Annotated in this window: 18 protein-coding genes; 11 read left to right on the top strand and 7 right to left on the bottom strand. The window is 65.7% G+C overall.

What is annotated here, in order from left to right; translation table 11 throughout:
• Positions 1-5: 5 nt before the first annotated feature.
• Together WJU17_RS05455 and WJU17_RS05450 are read right to left on the bottom strand one after the other, a co-directional pair.
• Positions 6-632 carry a hypothetical protein gene (locus WJU17_RS05455; RefSeq protein ID WP_346326322.1) on the bottom strand — a complete coding sequence of 209 codons (627 nt, stop codon included), beginning with the start codon at positions 630-632 and terminating at the stop codon, positions 6-8.
• Between the two features lie 261 nt (positions 633-893).
• Entirely contained in the window at positions 894-1,295 is a 402-nt protein-coding gene (locus tag WJU17_RS05450; protein ID WP_346326321.1) for an MAPEG family protein, read from the bottom strand.
• A gap of 249 nt (positions 1,296-1,544) precedes the next feature.
• On the opposite strand from WJU17_RS05450, the gene WJU17_RS05445 reads away from it, so the two are divergent.
• The 7 genes from WJU17_RS05445 to WJU17_RS05415 all read left to right on the top strand — a co-directional run bounded on the left by WJU17_RS05445 (position 1,545) and on the right by WJU17_RS05415 (position 15,142).
• Positions 1,545-7,307 carry an MG2 domain-containing protein gene (locus tag WJU17_RS05445; RefSeq protein ID WP_346326320.1) on the top strand — a complete coding sequence of 1,921 codons (5,763 nt, stop codon included), beginning with the start codon at positions 1,545-1,547 and terminating at the stop codon, positions 7,305-7,307.
• A complete protein-coding gene (pbpC, locus tag WJU17_RS05440) occupies positions 7,304-9,430 on the top strand; it encodes a penicillin-binding protein 1C (protein WP_346326319.1) in 2,127 nt (708 codons plus the stop codon). Before WJU17_RS05445 ends, pbpC begins: the two co-directional genes overlap by 4 nt.
• 60 nt (positions 9,431-9,490) lie before the next feature.
• Positions 9,491-11,632, top strand: a complete 2,142-nt coding sequence (locus WJU17_RS05435; RefSeq protein ID WP_346326318.1) for a molybdopterin-dependent oxidoreductase — start codon at positions 9,491-9,493, stop codon at positions 11,630-11,632.
• An 11-nt stretch (positions 11,633-11,643) separates the two neighbouring features.
• A complete protein-coding gene (locus WJU17_RS05430; protein WP_346326317.1) occupies positions 11,644-12,645 on the top strand; it encodes an NADP-dependent oxidoreductase in 1,002 nt (333 codons plus the stop codon).
• Positions 12,646-12,731: 86 nt separating this feature from the next.
• Positions 12,732-14,366 carry a tetratricopeptide repeat protein gene (locus WJU17_RS05425; RefSeq protein ID WP_346326316.1) on the top strand — a complete coding sequence of 545 codons (1,635 nt, stop codon included), beginning with the start codon at positions 12,732-12,734 and terminating at the stop codon, positions 14,364-14,366.
• 6 nt (positions 14,367-14,372) lie between these two features.
• On the top strand, positions 14,373-14,825 hold the full coding sequence (locus WJU17_RS05420; protein ID WP_346326315.1) for a YaiI/YqxD family protein: 453 nt from the start codon (positions 14,373-14,375) through the stop codon (positions 14,823-14,825).
• A gap of 68 nt (positions 14,826-14,893) precedes the next feature.
• Positions 14,894-15,142, top strand: a complete 249-nt coding sequence (locus WJU17_RS05415; protein ID WP_346326314.1) for a ParB N-terminal domain-containing protein — start codon at positions 14,894-14,896, stop codon at positions 15,140-15,142.
• A 71-nt stretch (positions 15,143-15,213) separates the two neighbouring features.
• On the opposite strand, the gene WJU17_RS05410 is transcribed toward WJU17_RS05415, so the two are convergent.
• Complete coding sequence (locus WJU17_RS05410; protein ID WP_346326313.1) at positions 15,214-15,738, bottom strand: invasion associated locus B family protein; 525 nt, start codon at positions 15,736-15,738, stop codon at positions 15,214-15,216.
• A 247-nt stretch (positions 15,739-15,985) separates the two neighbouring features.
• Here WJU17_RS05410 and WJU17_RS05405 point away from each other — a divergent pair, with 247 nt between their 5' ends.
• Positions 15,986-17,122 carry an alanine--glyoxylate aminotransferase family protein gene (locus WJU17_RS05405; protein ID WP_346326312.1) on the top strand — a complete coding sequence of 379 codons (1,137 nt, stop codon included), beginning with the start codon at positions 15,986-15,988 and terminating at the stop codon, positions 17,120-17,122.
• Positions 17,123-17,145: 23 nt separating this feature from the next.
• Here WJU17_RS05405 and WJU17_RS05400 read toward each other — a convergent pair whose 3' ends face one another.
• Positions 17,146-17,778: a PEP-CTERM sorting domain-containing protein gene (locus WJU17_RS05400; RefSeq protein ID WP_346326311.1), complete on the bottom strand. Its 633-nt coding sequence runs from the start codon at positions 17,776-17,778 to the stop codon at positions 17,146-17,148.
• Between the two features lie 128 nt (positions 17,779-17,906).
• On the opposite strand from WJU17_RS05400, the gene WJU17_RS05395 reads away from it, so the two are divergent.
• Positions 17,907-19,106 carry a putative nucleotide-diphospho-sugar transferase gene (locus WJU17_RS05395; protein ID WP_346326310.1) on the top strand — a complete coding sequence of 400 codons (1,200 nt, stop codon included), beginning with the start codon at positions 17,907-17,909 and terminating at the stop codon, positions 19,104-19,106.
• 6 nt (positions 19,107-19,112) lie between these two features.
• Here the strand turns inward: WJU17_RS05395 and WJU17_RS05390 are convergent, their stop codons facing one another.
• Together WJU17_RS05390 and WJU17_RS05385 are read right to left on the bottom strand one after the other, a co-directional pair.
• Positions 19,113-19,649, bottom strand: coding sequence for an invasion associated locus B family protein (locus tag WJU17_RS05390; RefSeq protein WP_346326309.1), 537 nt, complete (start codon positions 19,647-19,649; stop codon positions 19,113-19,115).
• Between the two features lie 106 nt (positions 19,650-19,755).
• Positions 19,756-20,268: a hypothetical protein gene (locus WJU17_RS05385; protein WP_346326308.1), complete on the bottom strand. Its 513-nt coding sequence runs from the start codon at positions 20,266-20,268 to the stop codon at positions 19,756-19,758.
• Between the two features lie 130 nt (positions 20,269-20,398).
• On the opposite strand from WJU17_RS05385, the gene WJU17_RS05380 reads away from it, so the two are divergent.
• A complete protein-coding gene (locus tag WJU17_RS05380) occupies positions 20,399-21,199 on the top strand; it encodes a DUF4412 domain-containing protein (protein ID WP_346326307.1) in 801 nt (266 codons plus the stop codon).
• An 87-nt stretch (positions 21,200-21,286) separates the two neighbouring features.
• Positions 21,287-21,823 (top strand): peptide-methionine (S)-S-oxide reductase MsrA, encoded by a 537-nt coding sequence (msrA, locus tag WJU17_RS05375; RefSeq protein ID WP_346326306.1) that lies wholly within the window; start codon positions 21,287-21,289, stop codon positions 21,821-21,823.
• A 4-nt stretch (positions 21,824-21,827) separates the two neighbouring features.
• Here the strand turns inward: msrA and WJU17_RS05370 are convergent, their stop codons facing one another.
• Complete coding sequence (locus tag WJU17_RS05370; protein ID WP_346326305.1) at positions 21,828-23,276, bottom strand: NAD(P)/FAD-dependent oxidoreductase; 1,449 nt, start codon at positions 23,274-23,276, stop codon at positions 21,828-21,830.
• Positions 23,277-23,447 lie beyond the last annotated feature (171 nt).

The raw sequence follows: 23,447 nt of genomic DNA, 5'->3' as shown, positions 1-23,447 counted from the left end.
GCGTCTCAAAGAGCCGGACCAGCGTCCTTGGGGCGCAGGATCACATAATCGCGGTCCATCCGGGCCGCCATGAAATCCCGGAACCCGGTCGCGCATTCGTGCGCTGCGCGCGGATTGTCGGGCAGCGGATGCGGCGGCAACGTGAATTCCAGCTGGATCCTGCCGTCTTTGCCCGGATGGGACGCCATGAACAGCAGCGGGACGCGGTTCAAGGCGGCCCAGGCGAAGGCATTGGGCGAGATGGCCATCGGCCCGCCTTTGCCGGCACGGCCCTCTTCCGGGTCGTAATCCACATAGGCGATGACCACGGCGCCGGCGTCGATCCGCCGCCTGGCCTGGAGGAGAACATCGGGCCGGTCTGAATCCAGCAACTCGACCGGCTTGGGCGTTCCCCAGTTCCACCCGGATGTATCGCGCGCACCCTCCAAGCCGGAACCAACGAAGACGGGTTCGATACTCAGGTCCAGAAGCGCCTTGTGAGCGGCCAGCGTCAGTCCGAAATGCCCCGTGCAGATCAGAACGCCGCCATGCCGCCGACGGGCGTCGTCCAGATAATGGATCCCGCTCATGTCCACATGGAGTTTGAACGCCGGATCAATACGGGCGAACACGCTGAGAAACCGGTTGAGCATGGACCCGCGCCAATCCTTGCGAAGCCGCCTGGACACACCGGTCCGATAGATCAGGGAAAGCATCGGGTGGGAGACGACGATCACGCGCCATGCCGCCAGTTGCGCGTGTCGCGGAGAACTGCAGTGCCAGACAAGCCAGGCGAGTAGTCCAAGTGACCGGTTCGCGAATGCCCGCCACATGATGAACCTGGCTCTGCGCTACAAGGGCACTCAGTTTACACCATCCGGAAATTTCCCATCAACATCGGATGGTTAATGCGATTACGACAACAGCTGCCAGGCGATCATGCCCATGCCGGTAACCGCGACGCCCCAGAACACGGGGCGGATCCAGGGGACGCCGAAGGCATAGACCAGGGCATGCACGATGCGTCCACCGAGGAAGAGCTGCGCGCCCAGCACCGTCCACTCGTTGGAGATACCGGCGACGGCGGCCGCCAGCACCAGCGGCGTGAACAGGACCATGTTCTCGATCATGTTGCCGGCCAGGCGGCGCAGCCGCTTGTTGACCGTGCCTGGCTCGGGCAGGTTGTCGCGCGCGCCCGTCATGGTCTTCATGCCATTGACCATCACCGACTGGGTTGCCGGTATCAGGATCAGGACAAAGGTCAGGATGACGCTCCAGACCAGAATGACGAGTTCCTGGCTCGGTGTTTCGCTCATGGTTTCCCTCCCGAAATGAACCGCCGGGTAACATACTCCGATTTGTCGGTGGCTGATATCGTCGTGACGGAACGGTCGGGGTGGGAACGAGAATTTTTTGAGCGACCGCTAGAACTTAACCGGTTTACGCGCGTACAATCGCGCCCGGCCGGCCAACGGCGCCAACGTTTTTCAAGTGGCCGGATGCCTGGAGGCAGGGACATGACGCGGAATTGGAAAGCTCGCATTTCCGGGTTGGGGTTCGCGCTGGTGACGGCGTTGACAACCGTCATGGCCCCCACGGCCGCCAACGCGGTTTCCGTCGAGGTGTTCACGCCGACCGGGACCGTCAAGGACGTGCGGCAGGTCGCGGTTCGCTTCTCCTCCAACATGGTCGCGCTCGGCGATCCCCGTCTCGACGATCCGTTCGACGTCCAGTGTCCGGCCAAGGGCAAGGGTCGCTGGGCCGATACGCGCAACTGGGTCTATGACTTCGAGGCCGATGTGCCCGGCGGCGTCACCTGTAGTTTCACCGCCAAGGAGACGGCGCGGGCGCTCGATGGCAGCGGTATTTCGGGCACCCCTTCTTACAGTTTCAACACCGGCGGGCCTTCGATCCGGGCCCAGCTTCCCTATCAGGGCTCCGAAAGCATCGACGAGCGTCAGGTCTTCGTCCTGGCGCTGGACGCGCCGGCCGATCCCGCGTCCATCGAGAAAAACGCCTACTGCGCCGTCGAGGGCGTGGGCGAGCGTATTCCCCTGCAGGTCCTGCGTGGCGACGAGCGCGAGGCGATCCTGAAAGCCAGCCGCCGGACCGGATATTCCTATTACTATCTCCTCTGGAAGGATGGCGGCGAATCCTATGCCCGCGTGCGTGACCGCGCGGTGGAAAAGGCCGAGCAGCTGGTCTCGGTGGTCCGCTGCCAGCGCGACCTGGCACCGGCAACGCGGGTCGAACTGGTTTGGGGCGAGGGCGTGGCGACCCCTCAGGGCGTCGGCAACGGCCAGGAGCAGCGCCTGTCCTACCGCGTGCGTCCGGCCTTCACCGCGCGCGTCGAATGCGAGAGGACCAACGCACAGGCGGGTTGTCTGCCCATGCGGCCGATCCGGGTCAATTTTTCCTCGCCGGTGCCGCGCGAGAAGGCCCTCGGCGTGACACTGACGGCCCCAGGCGGCAAGGTCTACAAGCCGAAGCTGGAAGGCGCGGAAGCGGCGCTGAGCAACCTGGAATTCACCGGGCCGTTCCCCGAGAAAACGTCGATGATTGTCAACCTGCCGGCCGGACTGACGGATGATGCCGGCCGCACGCTCGAGAATGCGCAGCGCTTTCCACTGCAGATGGCCGTCGATGTATATCCGCCGCTTGCCAAGTTCTCCGGCGAGTTCGGCATCATCGAGGCGCATGAGGGCGGCGTGCTCCCGGTCACCCTTCGCAACGTGGAACCGCTTGTTCCCGGCAAGGCGGCGCTGACGTCACCGATCGCCGGCAATGCGCTGGTCCTCTCCCAGGACGACAAGCAGATCGCCGAATGGCTGCGCCGCGTTTCAACCGGGATGGAGAATCGCGGTAGCTACGAGACCACCGAAGCGGGCAAGCCGGCCCGCTGGATCGAACGGACCGGCGACAATTCGGTGTTCGGCGCCAGGGCAAAAACCATGGCGTTCAAACTGCCCAAGGCCGAGGGCGCCAAGGCGTTCGAGGTGGTCGGCATTCCGCTGCAGAATCCGGGCTTCTATGTCATCGAGCTGGCCAGCCCGATCCTGGGCGAAGCGCTGATGGCCAAGGGAAAGGTGCGCCATGTGGCCACCACCGCGCTGGTCACGGACATGACAGTCCATTTCAAATGGGGCCGCGAGCGCTCGGCCGTCTGGGTCACAAGCCTGCACGACGCCAAGCCGGTGGCGAATGCCCGGATCAGCATCAGTGACTTCTGTACCGGGAACGTGCTGTGGACGGGCGCGACCGGCAAGAAGGGAACGGCCACGGTGGAGGCGGGCAAGCTGCCGCCGCCGACCTACACGTCCGAGCGCTGTGTCGATTGGTCGTCGCCGGCCTTGATGATCAGCGCGCGCACCGATGACGACATGAGTTTCACGCTGACGTCGTGGAACAATGGTATCGGCCCCTACGACTTCAACCTGCCGGCCTATGGCGCCGATCCCAGCCTGGTGCGCACCGTGTTCGACCGCAGCCTGTTCCGCGCGGGCGAGACCGTTTCGATGAAGTTCTTCCTGCGCCGTCATACGTCCGACGGCATCGTCCGGATGGATGACAAGCCGCGAGCGGCCAAGCTGGTCATCACCCACCGCGGCAGCGATCAGTCCTATGAGCTGGCCGCGTCGTTCGATGCGGGCGGCATCGCCGAGCAAACATGGCAGATACCGGCCGAAGCCAAGCTGGGCGAGTACACCGTGTCGCTGGATTTCAGCCCGACCGAAACATTCAGCGCCGGCACGTTCAAGGTCGAACAGTTCCGCGTGCCGACCATGTCGGCGGTCGTCCAGGGGCCGGACAAGCCGCAGGTAAAGCCCAAGGACGTCCAGTTCGACCTCTACGTCAAATATCTCTCCGGCGGCGGCGCGGGCGATGCGCCGGTCAAGTTACGTACCGTGGTTACACCGCAACAGGTCTCGTTCGCCGACTACGACAATTACGGCTTCGGCGGAAAGCCGGTGAAGGAAGGCCTGCAGCAGAGCGAAGGGACGCCGTATGATATCGATCCGGAGCAGAACGGCGATACGTCCCAGCCGAGGACCCAGGTCATTCCGCTGACGCTCGACGCGCAGGGTGCGCGGCGGGTCAGCGTGCCGGTGCCGAAAACCCTGGACGAACCGGCGCAACTGGTCGCCGAGCTGGAATACAGCGACGCCAATGGCGAGATCCAGACCGTGGCTGGGCGGGTTTCCCTTCGTCCTTCCGCGATTCACGTGGGCATCAAACGCGACCAGTGGACGGGCAGCGGCGACAATCTGCGCTTCTCGGTGGTTGTTCTCGATCTGGACGGCAAGCCCGTCAGCGGCCGTGAGGTCCGGGTCTCGCTCTACCAGCGCACGACCTATTCATACCGGAAGCGTCTGATCGGCGGCTTCTATGATTATGAAAGCAGCACGAAGGTCAGCCGCATTCCGGCGTCGTGCGAAGGCGACACCGACCGCAACGGGCTGATGCACTGCGATGTCGCGCCCGGCGTCTCCGGCGAAATCCTGTTGCGTGCCGAGGCCAAGGACAAGGAGGGTCGTGTCTCCGGCGCGACCCAGTCCGCCTGGGTCGCGGGCAGTGACAGCTGGTTCGACCAGGCCGCCAGCGACCGCATGGACGTGCTGCCCGAGGAACCGGAGTATCAGGCCGGCGACACCGCGCGCTTCCAGGTGCGCTCGCCATTCCGCCATGCCACCGCGCTGGTGACCGTGGAGCGCGAAGGCGTGATCGACAGCTTCGTCACGGAGATCTCCGGCAGCAACCCGGTCATCGAGGTGCCGATCAAGGACAATTACGCGCCGAACATCTTTGTGTCCGTGCTGGCCGTGCGCGGCCGGGTCGGGGACTGGCGCAGTTGGATGTCCGACATGGCACGGGAATACGACCTGCCGCGCTGGCTGGTTGCCCGTGATGGCGGCAAGGCATCGGCGCTGGTCGACCTCAGCAAGCCCGCCTACCGGCTCGGCGTGGGCAAGATCCGCGTTGGCTGGAAGCCGCATCGGCTCGATGTCACGGTCAAGCCGAAGGGAGATACGTTCCGCGTCCGGGACAAGGTCGAGGTCGCGATCCATGTCGAACGCGCGAACGGCAAGAAGCTGCCCGCCGGCGCCGAGATCGCGATCGCGGCGGTCGATGAAGGACTGCTGGCCTTGTCGCCGAATCCGTCGTGGAACCTGCTGGACAGCATGATGGGCGAGCGTGCCATCGAGGTCTGGAGTTCCACCGCGCAGATGCAGGTCGTCGGCAAACGGCATTATGGCCGCAAGGCCGTGCCGACCGGCGGCGGCGGTGGACGGGAAGGCGCGCGCGAGCTGTTCGACACACTGCTTCTCTGGCAGGGACGCGCCAAGCTGGACGCCGATGGCAATGCCGTGGTGACCATTCCGCTGAACGACTCGCTGACCAGCTTCCGGATCGTCGCGGTTGCCAACGCGGCGGCGGACCTGTTCGGCACGGGCAGCGCCACCATCGCCACCAGCCAGGATCTGATGGTGCATTCGGGGCTGCCTCAAATGGTGCGCGAAGGCGACCGATTCACGGCCATGTTCACTGTCCGCAACACCACGAAGAAGAACATGAAGGTCGCGGTCGAGGCGGTGGTAACGCCCGCTTTGCCCGCGCCGCTGGACGTCCGTGAGATCGACGTACCGGCGGGCGCCGCGCGGGATGTGAACTGGATGGTGACGGTGCCGAACGGGCCCAAGGAGCTGGGCTGGGATATTTCGGTGCGCAAGAAGGGCACCGCGACCGGTGACCAGCTCCGCGTGAAGCAGGCGGTCCGCGAGGCCGTGCCTGTCCGGACCTACATGGCGACGCTGGAGCAGGTCGATGGCAGCCTCAGCATTCCGGCGGAGCGGCCGGCGGACGCCATTCCGGGGCGCGGCGGTCTTGACGTCACCCTGCGCGCCAGGCTGGGTGACGGACTGGATGGGGTGCGCGATTACATGTCGCTGTACCCGTACACCTGCTTCGAGCAGAACGTCTCCCGCTCGATTGCCCTGCGCGACGAGGCGCTGTGGCAAAGGATGGTCAGCCTGATGCCCGAATATCGGGACCGCGACGGTCTGCTGCGCTATTTCCCCAGCCAGTTGCTGCAGGGCGAGGACACGCTGACCACCTATGTGCTGGCGGTGTCGCACGAGGCGGGCTGGGACATTCCCGAGAACGAGCGGAACATTCTTCTCCAGGGTCTCGCCGGCTTCGTCGAAGGCCGGATCGTCCGGGGCTCGGCGTTGCCCACGGCGGATCTGGCGATCCGCAAGATCGCGGCGATCGAAGCGCTTTCGCGGTATGGCGCGGCGATGCCGGAGATGCTGACCAGCATCGCCATCGAGCCGAATCTGTGGCCGACGTCGGCGGTGATCGACTGGCGCAACATCTTGCAGCGCATGGACACCATTCCGGGCCGCGACCAGAAGCTGGCCCAGGCCGAGAACATTCTGCGGTCGCGGCTCAACTTCCAGGGCACGACCATGGGCTTTTCCACCGAACGCAGCGACGCGCTGTGGTGGCTGATGATCTCGCCCGATTCCAACGCCAACCGCATCCTGCTGTCGGTCATGGAGTCGCCGCAGTGGCAGGCGGACATCCCGCGCATGGTTCGGGGCGCGCTGGGCCGCATGCAGCAGGGTCACTGGAACACGACCGTCGCGAACGCGTGGGGCGTGCTTGCCATGGAGAAGTTCAGCGCGCGATTCGAGGCGACGCCGGTGACCGGCGCGACCGCTCTGACTTACGGTGCCGCCTCGGATTCCGTGACCTGGGACACCGGCGCTCCGGTCCATGAAAAATCGTTTCCGTGGCAGGACGGCCGGCAGGATCTCGTGCTGACACAGCAGGGGGCCGGAAAGCCCTGGACGATCGTACAGGCCAAGGCGGCCTTGCCGCTGAAGCAGCCTCTGACGACCGGCTTCACGGCGGTGCGGACGGTGACGCCGGTCGAGCAGGCGGTAAAGGGTGTCTGGACCCGCGGCGACGTGGCCCGTATCCGCCTCGACCTGGAAGCGCAGTCCGATATGAGCTGGGTCGTCGTCGACGATCCCATCCCCGCCGGCGCGACGATCCTGGGCAGCGGCCTCGCCAACCAGTCCCGGACCCTGACCCAGGGAGAACGGGATGAAGGCTGGGTCGCGAAGGCGTTCGAGGAGCGGCGTTTCGACGGCTTCATCGCCTACTACCGGTTCGTGCCGAAGGGAAAGTGGACGGTGGAATACACCGTGCGTTTCAATAATCCCGGAACGTTCCAGTTGCCGACCACGCGCATCGAGGCGATGTATGCGCCCGAGATGTTCGGCGAGTATCCCAACGCCGCGCTGGAGGTGAAGGCGAAGTGACACGCCGCCGGCTGTTCCTGCTGCTGCCACCAGTGGTGCTGGTGGCAGCGTTGGCGGCAGTCCTGTTCTGGCCGGTCTCCATGCCGTCCTATAAGGAGGTGCGCGAGGCCTATCGCCCCTCCGAAGCCTATCTGCTCGACCGGGAGGGCCGGGTCATCGCCGTCAAGCGCGTCGATTTCGGCATCAGGCGGCTCGACTGGGTGCCGCTCGATGGCATGTCGCCGGCGCTCAAGGACGCCATCGTGGCGGGCGAGGACAGGCGTTTCCAACGCCATGGCGGCGTCGACTGGACGGCGGCGGCCGGCGCGGTGTGGAGCCAGCTGAGCGGCGGCGCCCGTCGCGGCGGCAGCACCATCACCATGCAGGTCGCCGGGCTGATCGATCCCGGTCTGAAGGCGGGCGGCCGGCGGGGCTGGAGACAGAAGCTGGCGCAAATGCGGGCGGCGAACAGCCTCGAGCGTCATTGGAGCAAACCGCAGATTCTGGAGGCCTATCTCAACCTTCTGGACTTCAGGGGCGAGCTGCAGGGGATCGGGGCGACGGCTCGTTTTCTGTCCGGCAAGCACCCGTCCGGCCTTGGTACCAGCGAGAGCCTGGTGCTCGCGGCCCTACTGCCCAGCCCGGGTGCGTCGTCGGAGCGCGTCGCGGCCCGGGCCTGCGCGCGGGCACGTCTGTCCGATTGCGCTGAGATCAGAGCCGTGGCCGCGCGGCTTCTGGATAACGCCCGGGCTCGAATGGCCGAGGAAAACCTGGCGCCGCAGCTTGGCAATGCGCTGCTGCGTCAGGCGGGTGAGCGGCGCCGTACCACCCTGGACCTCGATATCCAGCGCGTCGCCGTCGAGGCGCTGGACCGGCATCTGGGCGGGCTTACCCAGGCCAATGTGCGGGACGGCGCCGTGCTGGTCGTCGACAACCTGACCGGTCAGGTGCTGGCCTATGTGGCCTCGGGCGGCGGTCTGTCCCGCTCGGCGCAGGTTGATGGCATCCGCGCGCCGCGGCAGGCGGGCTCCACGCTCAAGCCGTTCCTTTACGGGCTGGCGCTCGAGCGCCGATACCTGACGCCAGCGTCGCTGCTGGATGATTCACCGCTCAATCTCCAGACAGCGCTCGGCATGTATATTCCCCAGAATTACGACCGGGATTTCAAGGGCATGGTCAGCGTGCGCACCGCGCTGGCCAGTTCCCTCAACGTGCCGGCCGTGCGCACGCTGGTCCTCGTGGGTGTCGAGGCGTTCCGCGACCGCCTGCACAGCGCCGGATATGCGGGGATCGACCGCGACGGTGAGTATTATGGCTACTCGCTGGCGCTGGGGTCGGCCGAGGTGACCTTGTGGGAGCAGGTGACGGCGTATCGCGCGCTGGCGCGCGGCGGCCTGCTGTCGTCGCTCACGGTCAGTCCGGACGCCGCCGTCGCGGCGGACAGCCGCGTGATGTCGGAGGCCTCGGCGTTCCTCGTCTCCAATATCCTGAGCGACCGGGCGGCGCGCATCACCACCTTCGGCCTCGCCAACACGCTCAACACCCGCTTCTGGAGCGCCGTGAAGACGGGGACCAGCAAGGACATGCGCGACAATTGGTGCATCGGGTATTCCCGCCGCTACACGGTGGGGGTCTGGGTCGGCAATTTCGAGGGCGACTCCATGCATAATGTCTCGGGCGTCAGCGGCGCCGCGCCGATCTGGCAGGATGTGATCAGTCAGCTTGCACGCGACGAGACGGAAGCGCCGCCGGTGCCCCCGGGGGATGTCGTCGCGTCACAGGTGCGCTTTTCGCCTGCCGTGGAAACGCCTCGGGAGGACTGGTTCCTGAAGGGAACCGAGATCGCGGTCATGGAGGCGGTTCCCGCAGGGCCATTCGCACGGATCGTCAGCCCGGCGGATGGCGTGGTGGTGGCCCTCGATCCCGATATTCCGGCCAGCCACACGCGTGTCCCGATCCGGGCGGAAGGCGGCGATCCATCGCTCGTGCTCAAGATCGGCGACCGGGTCCTGGGGCCGGCGACCCGCGACTATCTGTGGGCGCCGCGCCCGGGAACGCATCTTGTCGTGCTGCAACGCGCCGATGGCAGCGTGGCCGACAAGGCGCGCATTACGGTTCGGGATGTCAAGGCGCAACAAAAATAGGTTATGTTATAATTTTATAATGTTTGGTAATGATGTGCGTGGCTGGATGGGGAGAGAGCCATGGCGAACGGGACCGAAACGCGCAAGACCTATTGCCGCGTCTGCCAGGGCTTCTGCGGCCTGGAGGCGACCATTGAGGACGGCCGGGTCACGCGGGTCGTGGGTGACAAGAGCAACCCGCTGACGCGCGGTTACGCCTGCTACAAGGGGCTGCGCAATCCCGAATTTCATCACGGGCCCGAACGCCTGACCAACAGCCTGAAGCGGTCGGGCGACGATTTCCTGCCGATCGCGTCGGAAGATGCGTTCGATGAAATCGCCGAACGGTTGCGGATCATCATCGCCGAGGATGGGCCACGGTCCGTGGCCGTGTTCATCGGCACCCAGGGCCTGTTCGCCGCGCCCAATCCCGGTTTCGCGGGCGGCTTCGCGGCGGCCATCGGCTCGCCCAGCCTGTTCGGGACCATGACCATCGATCAGTCGGCCAAGTGGATCGCCGCGGGCCGGATCGGCGAGTTCGGCGGCGGCTTCCAGGCGTTCGACGGCGCCGATGTCTGGATGTTCGTCGGCACCAATCCGCTGGTGTCCGTCACCGGCGGTCCCGGTCTCTCCGGCTTCGACAATTTCAATCCGGTCAAGAGCCTGGCCGAGGCGCGGGCGCGCGGCATGAAGCTCATCGTCATCGACCCGCGCCGGAGCGAGACGGCGCGTCACGCGGACATCTTCATCCAGCCGAAGCCGGGCGAGGACGCGGCGATCCTGGGCGCCTTGCTGCATGTGATCCTGCAGGAAGGGCTGGAGGACAAGGCATTCTGCGCCCGCCATGTGGAGGGCGTCGAGGCGTTGCGCGTGGCCCTGCGCGACGTGACGCCGGCGCGCGCGGGCGAGCGCGCCGGGATTCCGGCGGATCAGATCGTCGCGGCCGCACGGCTGTTCGCGGGCTCCCGCAGCGGCATGGCAGGCAGCGGCACCGGCCCGGACATGGCCCGCCGTTCCAACCTGTCCGAACATCTGGTGCAATGCCTCAACGTGGTGTGCGGGCGATATCTGCGCGCGGGCGATGCGGTGGCGAACCCGGGCGTGCTGTCGCCGCGGGTGGAGCGGGCGGAAGCGGCGGCGGCGCCGACCCGCGAATGGGAACGTGACGGCGCCAGGAGCCGGCGTCACGGCCTCGGGACCATCAAGGGGCAGATGATGTCGGCGATCCTGCCCGACGAAATCCTGCATCCGGGCAAGGGGCGGATCAGGGCGCTGATCTGCATGGGCGCCAATCCGGCCGTGGCCTTGCCGGACCAGCGCAAGGCGCTGGAGGCGCTTGGCCATCTCGACCTGCTGGTGAGCATCGACCCGCGCCTGTCGGCGACGGCGCGGCTGGCGCATTATGTCATCGCGCCGACCCTGGCCTTCGAGCGGCCCGACCATACCGGCTTCTTCGACAAGTATTTTCCCAAACCTTATGCCCAGTACACGCCCGCGCTGATCGAACGCCCGGGGGATGTGGTGGACGAGTGGTACGTGTTCTGGAGTCTGGCCAAGCGCCTCGGGGTGACCCTGAATTTCGCGGGCACGCCGCTGCCCATGGACGAGGCGCCGACGACCGACGAGATCCTGGCGCTGATGGCGCGGGCCGCGCAGGTGCCCTATGACGAGATCCGCCGCCATGATGGCGGACGCTTTCACGACGTGCCGCCACAGACCGTCGCGCCGGCGCCGGGCGATGCGGGCAGGCTGGATGTCGCCGCGCCGGATGTGCTCGCGGAACTGGCGGGCCTGTGCGCCGAGCTGCGCGCGCCGGCGCCTGACGACGCGGCCTATCCGCTGCGGCTGGTGTCGCGGCGGTTCCGCGAGGTGATGAATTCCACCGGGACCGATCTGCCGCTCGTGCGCGAGCGCATGCCGTTCAACCCGGCCTTCATGAATCCGGCGGACATGGCGCAGGCGGGCCTCGCCGACGGAGACCGGGTGCGCATCGTCTCGCCGCATGACAGCCTGCTCGCCAGGGTCAGGGCGGACGAGACCGTGCGCGGCGGCGTGATTTCCATGAGTCATTGCTGGGGCGGGCTGCCCGGCGACGCCGATGAAACGGACGGTCGCTACGCGCCGACCAGCCGCCTTGTCAGCGCCGATTGGGCAGCCGAGGACATCAACCGGATGCCGGTGATGTCCGCCATTCCAGTCCGCATCGAACCTACCAATCACTAAGGGGAAACAGCATGAGTAAAACGAGCCGGGTCTTCCAGCTGGCGAGGCGTCCCGATGGCGCGCCGGTCGCCGACGATTTCAAGCTGGCCGAGGTGCCGCTGCCGCCGCTGGAGGCGGGACAGGTCAAGGTGCGCAACCGCTGGCTGTCGGTCGATCCTTACATGCGGCTGTCGCTGACCACGCTGAAGGGCGTGCATGCGCCGACCGAGATCGGCGGCGAACTGGATGGCGGCGCGGTGGGCGAGGTGGTCGAGTCAAGGTCCGACCGGCTGCCCGTGGGCGCGCATGTGTTCTCGCCGCTCAAGGGCTGGCGTGACCTTTATGTCGCCGATGCCGGCCAGGTCGCGCCGGTCGATGCGGATCTGGGGCCGCTCAGCGCCTATCTGGGCGTGCTCGGCCTGTCGGGGATGACGGCCTATGCCGGGCTGGAGTTCGTCCTGCAGCCGAAGGCGGGCGAGACGATCTTCGTCTCCGGCGCGGCGGGCGCCGTCGGGATGGTGGTGTGCCAGCTGGCGAAGCGGCGCGGCTGCCGGGTGATCGGCAGCACGGGCGATCCGGCCAAGGCACGGCTGCTCGGCGAACTGGGCGTCGAGGCGACGATCAATTACCGCACCGACGATCTTCGCGCACGGTTGAGGGCGTTCGCGCCGGACGGAATCGACATGTATTTCGACAATGTGGGGGGCTCGCATCTAGAGGCGGCCATCGATTCCATGAAGATTTTCGGCCGGCTCGCGCTGTGCGGCGCCGTGGAACTCTACAATTCCGGCAACTACCGTCAGGGTCCGGGCAATCTGTTCGCGGCCATCGAGAAGGGGCTGACGCTGACCGGCTTCAACATCGGCCTGTTCGCGGCGCGGCGCGGCGAGATGATGGCCGACCTCGCCGGGATGCTGAAAAGCGGCGAGCTTCGGGTCGAGGAGACGATCGTCGATGGGCTGGAAAATACCGCGAAGGCGTTCATCGACCTGCTGGCGGGCGCCAATACCGGCAAGATGGTGATCCGGGTCTGAGCGACCCGGGCAAACCCTCTCTGGAACCCGCCGGTCGATCTTGTATGCTGTTCCTTCGGCAATGGGCATCGGGAGGCGACGACGGGATGAAGGGTCTACGCGCGGCAGGATGGTTGGCGGTCGGCGTGCTGGCGGCCTGGGGAACGCCAGGCTGGGCGCAACAGCTGGCCGGCGGCGCCGGGTGCGTGCCGGCGGACAGTCAGCAGGGCGTTCTGCTCCAGAGCCTCATCCAGCAACTGGACAGGGATCTGGAGGTGGCACGCAAGGCGGGCAACCAGTCCCGCATGGTCGAGATCGCCCGCGAGGCTCAGGCCACCATGCTGTGCGGGCTGCCGACCTCGTTCTATCTGGTCGAGGCGGAGGCGCTGGCCTCGATGGATCGTGTCTGTGAAGCGCAGCAGCCGCTGGACCGGTATTTCAACGCCTCGGTTCCCGGCGACGCAGGTTATGGCACCGCCGAAGCGCTGTTCGAGCGCGTGCGCCAGACCCGCGGCGCGGGACTGTGCGACGCGCCTGTGGGCGGTGTCGCTCTCGCCGAGCCGCAGCCGGAATTCGAGGAACCGACGCCGGAAGGACAGGCGGTGCCCGAGGATGGCAGCCACCGCGACGAGTATCGCGGCGGTGAACTGCTCGAAGGGCGCCAGGCGTTCGACAGCGGCAATTACGGCCGGGCCGTTGACCTGTTCACCATCGTCATCCAGCAGGCGCCGGAGTCGTTCGAGGGTTATCTGCGCCGGGCGCAGGCCCATGCCAGGCTGGGCAACGTTCCGGCGGCACAGGCCGATTTCACCCGCGCCGTGGAACTGGGCGCCGGGCGCGGCTACATCGTTATCGACTTTGCCCGCTACATGCAGTCGCTAGACCGTTTCGAGGACGCCAACGCGCTTTATAACCAGTACCTTGAACGGTATCCCAACGACGTGCAGGTGCTGCGCGAGCGGGCGATGGCGCGTCAGAAGGCCGGTCTGGTCGAGCTGGCGATCGAGGATTTGAGCCGGGCCATCGACCTCGCGCCGGGCGACATGAGCTACCGGCTGGCGCGCGCCTATGTCTACCACGACAATGCCCGCTTCGAGGATGCGGTCCGTGACTACACGGCGGCCATCGAGGGCGGCCGCGCCGATGCCGATACGCTTTACCGGCGCGCGCTCGCCTATTACGCGTTGAACCGGGTCGACGAGGCCATCGCCGATTATACCGCTGCCCTGGAGAAGAATTCGAAGCTGGCCGAAGCCTATCGGGGCAGGGGACTGCTTTATCAATACCGGGGCGACAGCCGCGGCGCGCTGGCCGATTTCAGCACGCTGGTCGATCTGCGACCGGACGATGTGGACGCCTACATCGCGCGAGCCCGCGTGTATCAGCGGCAACTGGATGTGGCGTCCGCCCTGGCCGATTACACCGAGGCGCTGCGGATCGTGCCGGGCAATCTGGAGGCCCGAAAGGGCCGGGCCATGCTGTTCCAGCAGCAGGGCGAGTACAACAAGGCGGTCGAGGATCTGACCCAGCTGATCAACCGCGACTATATCGACGCCGATGCCTATACCCGTCGAGGCTGGGTCTACCATGCATGGAAGAGCTACGATCGCGCCCTGGCCGATTTCGACAAGGCTCTGGTGATCGATCCGAACAGCACCCAGGCGGGGCTGGGCCGCCGCGCCACGCTGGAAGCCATCGCCGCCGCGCAGGCCGCGGCAGAGGCGGCCGGCAAGCGGCGCTGATGGCCCATGCTCGATCTGTATGTGGATGGTGACGCCTGCCCCGTGAAGGAAGAGGTGCTGCGGGTCGCGGACCGTCATGGATTGCAGGTCTATTTTGTCAGCAATCGGTGGAGCCGCCGCGCCAACGCGCCCAATGTTCGCCAGGTCGTGGTGCCGGAAAGCTTCGACGCGGCCGATGACTGGATCGCCGAGCATATCGGGCCGGGGGACATCGCCATCACGGCGGACATTCCGCTGGCGGCGCGCTGCCTGAAACAGGAAGCGCTGGTGCTGGGGCCGTCCGGCAAGCCGTTTACCGAGCACGGCATCGGCATGGCGCTCGCCATGCGCGACCTGAACACCCATCTGCGCGAGACGGGCGAGATCAAGGGCTATGTGCCAGGTTACACCAAGCAGGATCGCTCCCGGTTCCTGGGTGAACTCGAACGCATGATCCAGAGCCTGCTGCCACGAGGCTGAGAGTGTCCGGTATCGTGGACGCGTCCCGAAAGCCTGCTATCATCGGCGGTGAGGGAGCTGCCAACGCCATGATGAAAACCGTCCAGGTGCCGATCGACCAGATTTACATCCCCGTCAAGCATCGCAAGGGGCTCGATCAGGGGAAGGTGGAGAAGCTTGCCAAGGACATCCTCGAAAACGGCCTCAGGATCCCGATCCATGTCCGGCGCGACAAGGACCGCTATGTTCTCGTGGAAGGCCTGCATCGTCTGGAAGCGGCCCGTTCCCTGGGCGAGCCGGCCATCACGTCGCTGATCGTCCAGGCGCACCGGGCCTGACGCGGCCACTGCAAACGAAAACGGCCACCGTCGAGGACGGTGGCCGCAAGATCGTCAGACGTCGGAGCTGATTATTTGACCTTCTGGTCCAGGGCCTTCTTGGCGTCGCCGAAGCCCTTCAGGTCGAACACGACTGGCACAGGCTTGTTCTGCGGCGACATCAGCGTCACGCTCGCCTTCGCGCCGCTCTGAAGTGCCTTCATGGTCGCGTCGGAACCTTCGAAGCCAATGCGGCAGCCGGCGGCCAGGCACTGGACATAGGCGCCGGGAACCGGGGCTCCATTGTCGATGCGCAGTTCCGGATTGTTCTGCAGGCGGAAGCCAAGCGGCACGACCGCCATGAGAATGTTCTGCCCGTTGGCCTTGCTGTGAACCAGCGCGGCCACGAACTTCTTGTCCTTGTTCCCGAGCGTCTGCTGGATCTGGCAGGCATTCGGCTGGGCGCAGGTCATGCCCCAGCTGCCGAACGTCTCCGTCTTTGATGCCTGGGCTGCAGGCTGTGCGTTCTGTGCCTGTGCGCCCGACGCCGCCGCGGCGAGGGTCAGCGCACCAAAAGCCAAGGCAAGCGCGTTGGACCGTAGGTTGTTTCCGAACAAGTTGTCCTCCATGGGACTGAAAGATTGACTAGGATATGGGTGCCGCGACCCCCTCGGCCACCCACAGGCCGCCGATCGCGCGGCCGAATGGGTAACATTGTTCGGCCGTCCCCGTCCATTCCCGTTTACAAGGCTCATCTTTGCCGGTGGACGCGGACTTTGACGACAAGAGAAGGATTTTTCAGCGACGGAGTTGGCTGGATCGCGCTAAAACGGGCTCCCAATGAAAAATGCCGGGAGAAACCTGATGTCCAACAGCTTCCGTTCGCTTCACCCTGATCAGCGCGTGCTGATGGGGCCGGGTCCGTCCAACGTGCATCCCCGGGTGCTGTCGGCGATGGCAAGGCCCACCGTCGGACATCTCGACCCCTGGTTCTCCGGGTTCATGGAGGATCTCAAGGAACTCCTGCGCATGGCCTTGCGGACTCGAAACGCCCTGACGTTTCCGGTTTCGGCGCCAGGTTCGGCCGGCATGGAGACTTGCATCGTCAATCTGGTGGAGCCGGGCGACAAGGTGCTGGTCGCCGTCAATGGCGTGTTCGGCAAGCGGATGGTCGAGAATGTGGTGAATGCGGGAGGGGTGCCCATCACGCTCGATTTCGCCTGGGGGACGACGATCGACCCGCAGCAGGTCGAAGATGCGCTGAAGGCGAATCCGGACGTCAAGATCCTGGCTTTCGTTCACGCGGAAACATCGACGGGTGTGCGCGCGGACGCCGCCACGCTGGCCGAGATCGGCCGGCGTCATGACTGCCTCGTGCTGATGGACGCGGTGACCAGCGTCGCGGGCATCCCGGTCGAGGTCGATGGGTGGGGCATCGACGCCGTCTATTCGGGCACGCAGAAATGTCTATCCTGTCCGCCCGGCCTGTCGCCGGTCTCCTTCTCCGACCGGGCCGTGGCAGCGGTCAAGGCGCGCAAGACCCCGGTACAGAGCTGGTTCCTCGACCTGACCAAGGTCATGGCCTACTGGGATGGCAGCGGCGGCCGTTCCTATCACCATACCGCGCCGGTCAACGCGCTTTATGGCCTGCATGAGTCGCTGGTCATGCTGGCCGAGGAAGGGCTCGAGAATTCCTGGGCGCGCCATGCGGCGATGCACGAGGAATTGAAGGCCGGCCTCGCCGGGCTGGGGATAGAGTTCCTCGTAGCCCCTGAGAGCCGGCTGCCCCAGCTCAATGCCATCAAGGTGCCCGAGGGCATTGATGAAGCCGCGGTGCGGGCGCACGTGCTGGATCGCTTCAGTCTTGAAATCGGTGCCGGCCTGGGTGCGCTGGCAGGCAAGATCTGGCGTGTTGGCCTGATGGGACAGACCGCCCAGCGTTCGTCAGTCACCTTGTGCGTGGAAGCCATGCGCGACGCGTTGGCGGCGCAAGGGCGCTAGTCCGCTCCGCATACGGCGCGCGGTCAGCGCGCCGTCTTGCGCCGCTGGCGAAGGAAAGCGAGAGAAAACGCGCCCACGGCCAACAGCCCAAGCGCCGCCGGCTCGGGAACCGGCACACCGCCGCCCCCGCTCTGAGACGACACGACCGTGCCATAGAAATCCAGATGGGAAAGGCCCGGATTGCCGCCGCCGCCGTTGAACAGGTCGTAGGTGTTCCACAGGCCGACCAGTGAATAGTCGATGACCTCGTACAGCTTGCTGGCACCGCCACCGCTGATTTCGATGAAAGCGATCAGAAAATCCGACGAGCCCGCGTCGAACGTCCAGGTACCCGCCTTGCAGTCGGAAGGGCTGCCGTTGGTGCACGTCGCCGACAGGCTGTCATCGAACACAGGGTCGGAGCCGGTCGCGGACTGGGTGGCAATCCCGTCCAGGCGTCCGACGAATGACACGTCGATTCCCGGCGCCAAGGTTGATTCAATCGCGGCCTCTACGTTGTTGCGGTGGCTGGAACCGAAAGGCGGCGAGAAGCTGAGGCCGGTATATTGCAGGCCTGGTATGGAACCCGCGTCGTACGTGGCTTCGGCATTACCGCCGCCGAAAGCAAACAGTCCAAGAGCGGCAACCGCCGACAGAATACAGGCCTTGGCGCTCATGCCGTTGGTCTCCACGAGAGCGAGGGACAGATGCAGCAACCCCACGTTACACCCCAATAAAGCCATAAATTTGAAATAACCTCAAGCGGCGCTGGCTGCGGTGCGGACGCGCTTGTAGACTGGTCTCGATGAAGATCGTCACCTCGGTCAACGAACCCTATCTCGGCCTGCTCGACGTGTGGCGGCGCCAATCTTCCCGTCATGTTCCCGGTAGCACCACGGTCGTGTGCATGGATGAGGGCGCGTTTGCACGTTGCGCTCTCCTGGACGGCGTGGACGCCGTGCGTGCGTCTTCCGGACCCGCGACCGCGGCGCGGCATGACTTCTGGTTGCGCCGCTTCGATGCTCTGGCCACGGCTCATGAGGCGGATGACCTGCTCCACACGGATGCCGATGCGTTCTGGCTGCGTCCGGTATCGCCCCTGTTGGGCGGATTGCCTGACGATATGATTTTCTCCCGGGAATACGGCATTCCCCGGACAGTCGCCGCGAAATGGGGGTTCGTCCTGTGTTGCGGTTTCTTTCTTGCCCGCTCGACCCCGGCCACCCGTGCCTTTTTCGCCCGTTGGCGCGATGCGACCAGGCGACGGATGGACGATCAACTCGCATTGAACGAGTTATTGGTCGAGATGGGCGCGACCTGGGCCTCCGTCGATGTCGAGGGCCGGCAGGCGGAGAGGTGCGTGATCCGGGTTGGTGGTGCCAGTTTTTCCATTCTGGCGCTTCCCCATTCAACCGTATCGCGGGAGCCGCCTTATGGCGCGCCCGACGCCTTCGTGGCCCATCCGTATTTCGAGCGCCAGTTCTTCCGGAGTTATGTCGACCTGATGGATGGGCTGCTCGACGAAACCGGCTCGGTCACCGGTGCCGGATCGTTCCCCATCGCCGCGTCGCCCGAGGGTATCAAGCCGCGTGATTTCGCGACGGGCGAAGCCCTCCGCTGGCTCCTGGAGCGCCGTCCGGACAACCCCGCCCATTGGGCGCATCTGGGGCAGCTTTCCCTGCGGATGTCCCGTCCCGTGGAAGCGGGCAAAGCTTTGGATGCGGCCCAATCGCTGCGCCCCCACGATAGTGCGACCCTGTTCAATCTGGGCATGGGTCTGGCGGCGCTGGGCCGCCATCGCGAGGCAGTGGGGCATCTTCGCGGCCTCGTGGGCCGCGCCGATCTGGAATTTGACCTGGCGCGCAAGGCGTCGGCGCGGCTGGCGCGTCTCGGCGCATGGCCAGCGGCAACCGAGCTCGCCATTCATGCGGCCAGGACGGTCAGCATGGCTGGCGGCATGACGCTGGCCGCACGCCTACTGCGGCGTGCGGTCGCACGCGGCTGAGCAGCCTCAGCGGGCCTGCTTCATCAGCGCCTGTTCCGCGTCGGCGAACCCGGTCAGGTTGAAGTCGATCGGAATGGTGCGAGAGGCGTCGACCGACACGGTCAATTTGGCCTTGCCGCCCTTGCGCAGAGAGTCGAGGAACGGCTCGGTGGCGAGCATCTGCGCGATGCAGCCGCTCATGTCGCAGCGGAGGTAGGACAAGGCGTCCGTTCCGATGCCGCCTTCGAGCTGCAGCATGGGATTGCGCGCCAGCAGTACACCGAGCGGGACCCGAACCATCAGGACCGACGATGTACCGCGGCGTGTCAGGTACATGCCGGCAACCAGCTTGCCTTCCTTGTTTTTCAGCAGCTGGTGGGTCTCGCAGTCGGCCGGCGTGCCGGCTTTCGGCGCCGCGCAGTATAGTTGCCACTGGCCAAAGTCCTCGCGGACTTCGCCCGCCGGCGTCTGGGCGGCGGCGCCATGCCCCATCAATGTCGCCCCGAGAAAAACGCCGATCGCCCCGGTACGGCGCAGGGCGCCGATCGCCTTCGTCAAGTTCATCCAAGCCCCCATAGCTGGCCCGGCCACTGCCAGGATATTGCCCTCGACCAAGGGGGTATCATGGCTCGTGACGGACATCCACCAGATGTTGGCGCAGGATTGCCGGTTATGACAGCCAGGTCTTGAGAATATCGGTCAGACGCGTTTCCGTGGCCTGGGTCAGCCGCTTCAACTCGTACTCGTCCAGCACGGCCCGGAAGAGCTCCTCGCGCGAAATCAGGTCGTGGTTGACCCGGATTTCCATCATCACCTCGGCCAGTTCGGACGCCGGCACTTCATGCAGGGTACGGCTGCCGCGCGAGCGCACGATCACGGACGGCTGGCTGGGCAGTCTGACAACCTTCTCTTCCTGGCCGCCGAAGACTTCCTTCTCGACCACCAGAAGCTCCTCGCTGACGGCATGGGCGAGGGCGGTGGTGAAGCGGCGGCGCGTGTGGTCATAAATTCGCCCGAGATCGCCAGCCCTCGCATACAGCGCATAGAGCCTTTCCTCCAGGATCGGGCCTTCCGCCGCGGCGATGCGGGACATGCCGTGGACGAGTTGGGGCACCGTCGCGGCGCGCGGATCGGCCACGGCGGCGGTCTCCCATTCCGTATAGGGTGTCTTGGCGATTCCCATGGCGGCTTCTCCTTGTCCCGGTCGGACCCGGCATTCTGCCGACCGGGCGCGCAATATCAAGGGGCCTGCGGTTGATTGCGGTTCGGTTATGACCATAATCGCCGGACTTATTATCGAGAGGAGGGACGTTTTGAAAATCCTGAAGCAGGCCGTGCTCGCACTACCGCTCGCGGCGGTTTCCATGACGGCGCATGCGGGAGTCGTGCTGGAGATGGAGTATCGCGATCTCGCGGAAAAGACATCGACGACGTCACAGACCTTCGTCGAGGGCAAGTTCATCAAGATGAAGACGGTCCACGCCGGCGGCGCGGCCGATGCGGATATGATCTATCGCCCCGGCGGCGCGGGCCGCACGGCGGAAATGCTCATGATCGACCATGGCGAGAAGTCGTATGCGGTCATGGACGAGTCTTCCATGAAGCGCGTGGGCAGCATGATGGACGAGGCGCTGAAGAGCGTTCCCCCGGAGCAGCGCGCCATGGTCATGGAAATGATGAAGCAGCAGGGGCAGGTACCTGGCGCACCGCAGGAGCCCAAACGCGAGCTGCGTGCCACCGGCCGCGGCGACACGGTGGCCGGGATCGGTTGCAAGGTCTGGGAGGCGCTGGAAAATGGCGTGAAGACCCAGGAAATCTGCGCCGCCGGCAGCAGTGCCTTCCCGGGCGGGGCCGAGGCCATGCCCGCCTTCATCGACCTGTCGCGTTTCATGCAGAAAATGCTGGCCAGCATGCCTTCGATCGGCGCGGCGATGGACCAGTCGCTCGCCGACTATGAAAAGCTGAACGGCTTTCCGCTGCGGGTGAGGGACTATGAGGGCGGCAAGGTCACGTCCGAGGTCCTGTTCAAGAGCTCCAAGACGCAGACGCTCGCGCCCTCGTTCTTCCAGGCGCCGGCAGGGTACAAGCGGCAAGACATGTTCGGCGGCAACTGACCGCCCGTTCTTGTAATCGCGCCATGCCGCCCGATCTTATCGGACGGCATGGCACCGCGGGAGTGGCCCGCAAGGCAGGAGAAAAGCATGACCCAACTCGAGACGGCGACCCTTGCAGGCGGATGCTTCTGGTGCACCGAGGCGGTTTTCCTGCCCGTCCGCGGCGTCGAATCCGTAGTGTCCGGATACACCGACGGTCAGACGGCGAACCCGACCTACCAGCAAATCTGCACGGGGACGACCGGTCACGCGGAAGCGGTTCAGGTGCGGTTCGATCCGTCGGTGGTGTCCTACGACACGCTGCTCGACATGTTCTTCGCCACCCATGACCCGACCCAGTTGAATCGGCAGGGCAACGACGTCGGCACCCAGTATCGTTCGGCGGTCTACTATCACGACGACGCCCAGAAAGCGGCGGCCGAGGCGGCCGCCGCCCGCGCGGCCGAGATCTGGGACGGCGAGATCGTGACCCAGATCCGCCCGGCCGTGACCTTCTGGCCGGCCGAGGACTATCATCAGGATTTCTATGCCAACAATCCGCGCCAGCCCTATTGCATGGCGGTCGTCGCGCCCAAGGTGCTGAAGGCGCGCAAGCTGTTCGCGCCGCTGCTGCGGGGCGATTGAGCGGTCACCGCCGCAGATCGTATTCGCGCCAGCGCGGCCGGCGCATGGCCAGCGCGTACTGAAACGCAAAGCGCGGCCAGTTGTTGGTGATCCTGCCGGCCGCGTTCTTGTACCAGCTGCCGCAGCCGGAATCCCACACCATGCCCTTCAGCTGGCGTTGCAGGCGCCGGTTGTAGCGTTCCATCGCCCACGGCTTGACGTCCATGAAGCTCAGTCCCTTGCGGCGCATGCGCCGCAGGCAGCGCAGGATGTAGCGGACCTGGGCTTCGATCATGAAGATGATCGAGGCGTGGCCCAGATTGGTATTGGGGCCATACAGCATGAAGAAATTGGGAAAGCCGGCGACGGTGACGCCGCGATGGGCGTGCGCGCCCTCGCGCCAGGCCTCGTTCAGGGTGGTTCCGTCGGTGCCGGTGATCTCGACCGGCGTCAGGAACTCCGTGCTGCGGAACCCGGTGCCATAGATGATGGTATCGACGCGGTGGTGCGCGCCGCCTCGCGTGACGAGTCCATCGGCGACGATCCGCTCAATGGGGTCGGACACGACCCGGACGTTTGGCAGCGTGAGGGCTGGATAGTAATCGCTGGCCAGCAGTACCCGTTTGCAGCCGGCCGGATAGTCCGGCGACAGCGCCGCGCGCAGGGCCGGGTCCTTGACATGGTGCTTCATGAAGACGCCGAGCTGCTTCTCGAAGGCGGGACGGAGCAGGCTTTTCTTGAAGAAACTGGCGAAGCGCAGCTCGAACCGCAGGAAGATCGCGAGCCGGTGGAGCTTGCGGCGCCAGGGCGACGCCGCGAAGAGGGTCTTTTGCGCGCGGGTATAGGGCGCATCTGGCTTGGGCGCGACCCAGTTGGCGCTGCGCTGGAAGATGGTGAGGCTTTTCACGCGGGGGGCGATGCGCGGGATGAACTGGGTCGCGCTGGCGCCGTTGCCGATCACCGCGACATCGAGGCCGGTCATGTCATGATCCTCGCGCCAGCGGGCCGAGTGGAATGCGGTGCCGCCGAAGTCCTCGCGGCCCTCGATTTCCGGCCAGGCCGGGACGTTGAGCTGTCCCAGGCCGCTGATCAGGATGTCGGCTTCTGCCTCCTCGCCATTCGCCAGCAAGATCGACCAGCGGTGATTGCGGCTGTCGAACCGGGCTGCCGCGACCGCGGTGTTGAAGCGCGTGTGCGGTCCCAGGCCATGGGTTTCGGCGCAGCGTTCCAGATAGGCGAGGATCTCGGGTTGCTCCGCCCAGATGCGGCTCCAGTCCGGGTTGGGCGCGAACGAGAAGGAATAGAGGTGGGACGGCGTGTCGCAGGCGCAGCCGGGGTAGATGTTATCCCGCCACGTGCCGCCGACTCCCGCCGATTTTTCATAGATCGTGAAGCTGTCGATGCCGGCGCGCTTGAGGCGCATGGCCATGCACAGGCCCGCGACCCCCGCGCCGATGATGGCGATCCGAAGCATGGACGTTCCTCCCCGGTAACAGCATAGCACGGCCCCGCGGCCGTGCCATCCGCCGGGTGGGGAGGGCGCGATGGCGGGGATCAGGCAAACGGTCTTACAATCACGGATGAATGGAGCGTTGCCTTGGGGCCCGACCTCGCGATAGGTATGCCGTCAGGTTAAGGGAGAAGA

The organism is Iodidimonas sp. SYSU 1G8 (assembly GCF_039655775.1).
In the GTDB taxonomy this organism is placed as follows: domain Bacteria; phylum Pseudomonadota; class Alphaproteobacteria; order SMXS01; family SMXS01; genus RI-34.
The sequence above is the reverse complement of the archived record's forward strand: the minus strand, read 5'-3'. Positions and strand labels throughout refer to the sequence as shown.

Excerpts from the sequence above, each read along its gene's own strand:
- WJU17_RS05455 (WP_346326322.1), bottom strand. The coding sequence starts at position 632 with ATGCTCAACCGGTTTCTCAGCGTGTTCGCCCGTATTGATCCGGCGTTC.
- WJU17_RS05450 (WP_346326321.1), bottom strand. The coding sequence starts at position 1,295 with ATGAGCGAAACACCGAGCCAGGAACTCGTCATTCTGGTCTGGAGCGTC.
- WJU17_RS05435 (WP_346326318.1), top strand. The coding sequence starts at position 9,491 with ATGGCGAACGGGACCGAAACGCGCAAGACCTATTGCCGCGTCTGCCAG.
- WJU17_RS05430 (WP_346326317.1), top strand. The coding sequence starts at position 11,644 with ATGAGTAAAACGAGCCGGGTCTTCCAGCTGGCGAGGCGTCCCGATGGC.
- WJU17_RS05425 (WP_346326316.1), top strand. The coding sequence starts at position 12,732 with ATGAAGGGTCTACGCGCGGCAGGATGGTTGGCGGTCGGCGTGCTGGCG.
- WJU17_RS05420 (WP_346326315.1), top strand. The coding sequence starts at position 14,373 with ATGCTCGATCTGTATGTGGATGGTGACGCCTGCCCCGTGAAGGAAGAG.
- WJU17_RS05415 (WP_346326314.1), top strand. The coding sequence starts at position 14,894 with ATGATGAAAACCGTCCAGGTGCCGATCGACCAGATTTACATCCCCGTC.
- WJU17_RS05405 (WP_346326312.1), top strand. The coding sequence starts at position 15,986 with ATGTCCAACAGCTTCCGTTCGCTTCACCCTGATCAGCGCGTGCTGATG.
- WJU17_RS05400 (WP_346326311.1), bottom strand. The coding sequence starts at position 17,778 with ATGAGCGCCAAGGCCTGTATTCTGTCGGCGGTTGCCGCTCTTGGACTG.
- WJU17_RS05395 (WP_346326310.1), top strand. The coding sequence starts at position 17,907 with ATGAAGATCGTCACCTCGGTCAACGAACCCTATCTCGGCCTGCTCGAC.
- WJU17_RS05390 (WP_346326309.1), bottom strand. The coding sequence starts at position 19,649 with ATGAACTTGACGAAGGCGATCGGCGCCCTGCGCCGTACCGGGGCGATC.
- WJU17_RS05385 (WP_346326308.1), bottom strand. The coding sequence starts at position 20,268 with ATGGGAATCGCCAAGACACCCTATACGGAATGGGAGACCGCCGCCGTG.
- msrA (WP_346326306.1), top strand. The coding sequence starts at position 21,287 with ATGACCCAACTCGAGACGGCGACCCTTGCAGGCGGATGCTTCTGGTGC.
- WJU17_RS05370 (WP_346326305.1), bottom strand. The coding sequence starts at position 23,276 with ATGCTTCGGATCGCCATCATCGGCGCGGGGGTCGCGGGCCTGTGCATG.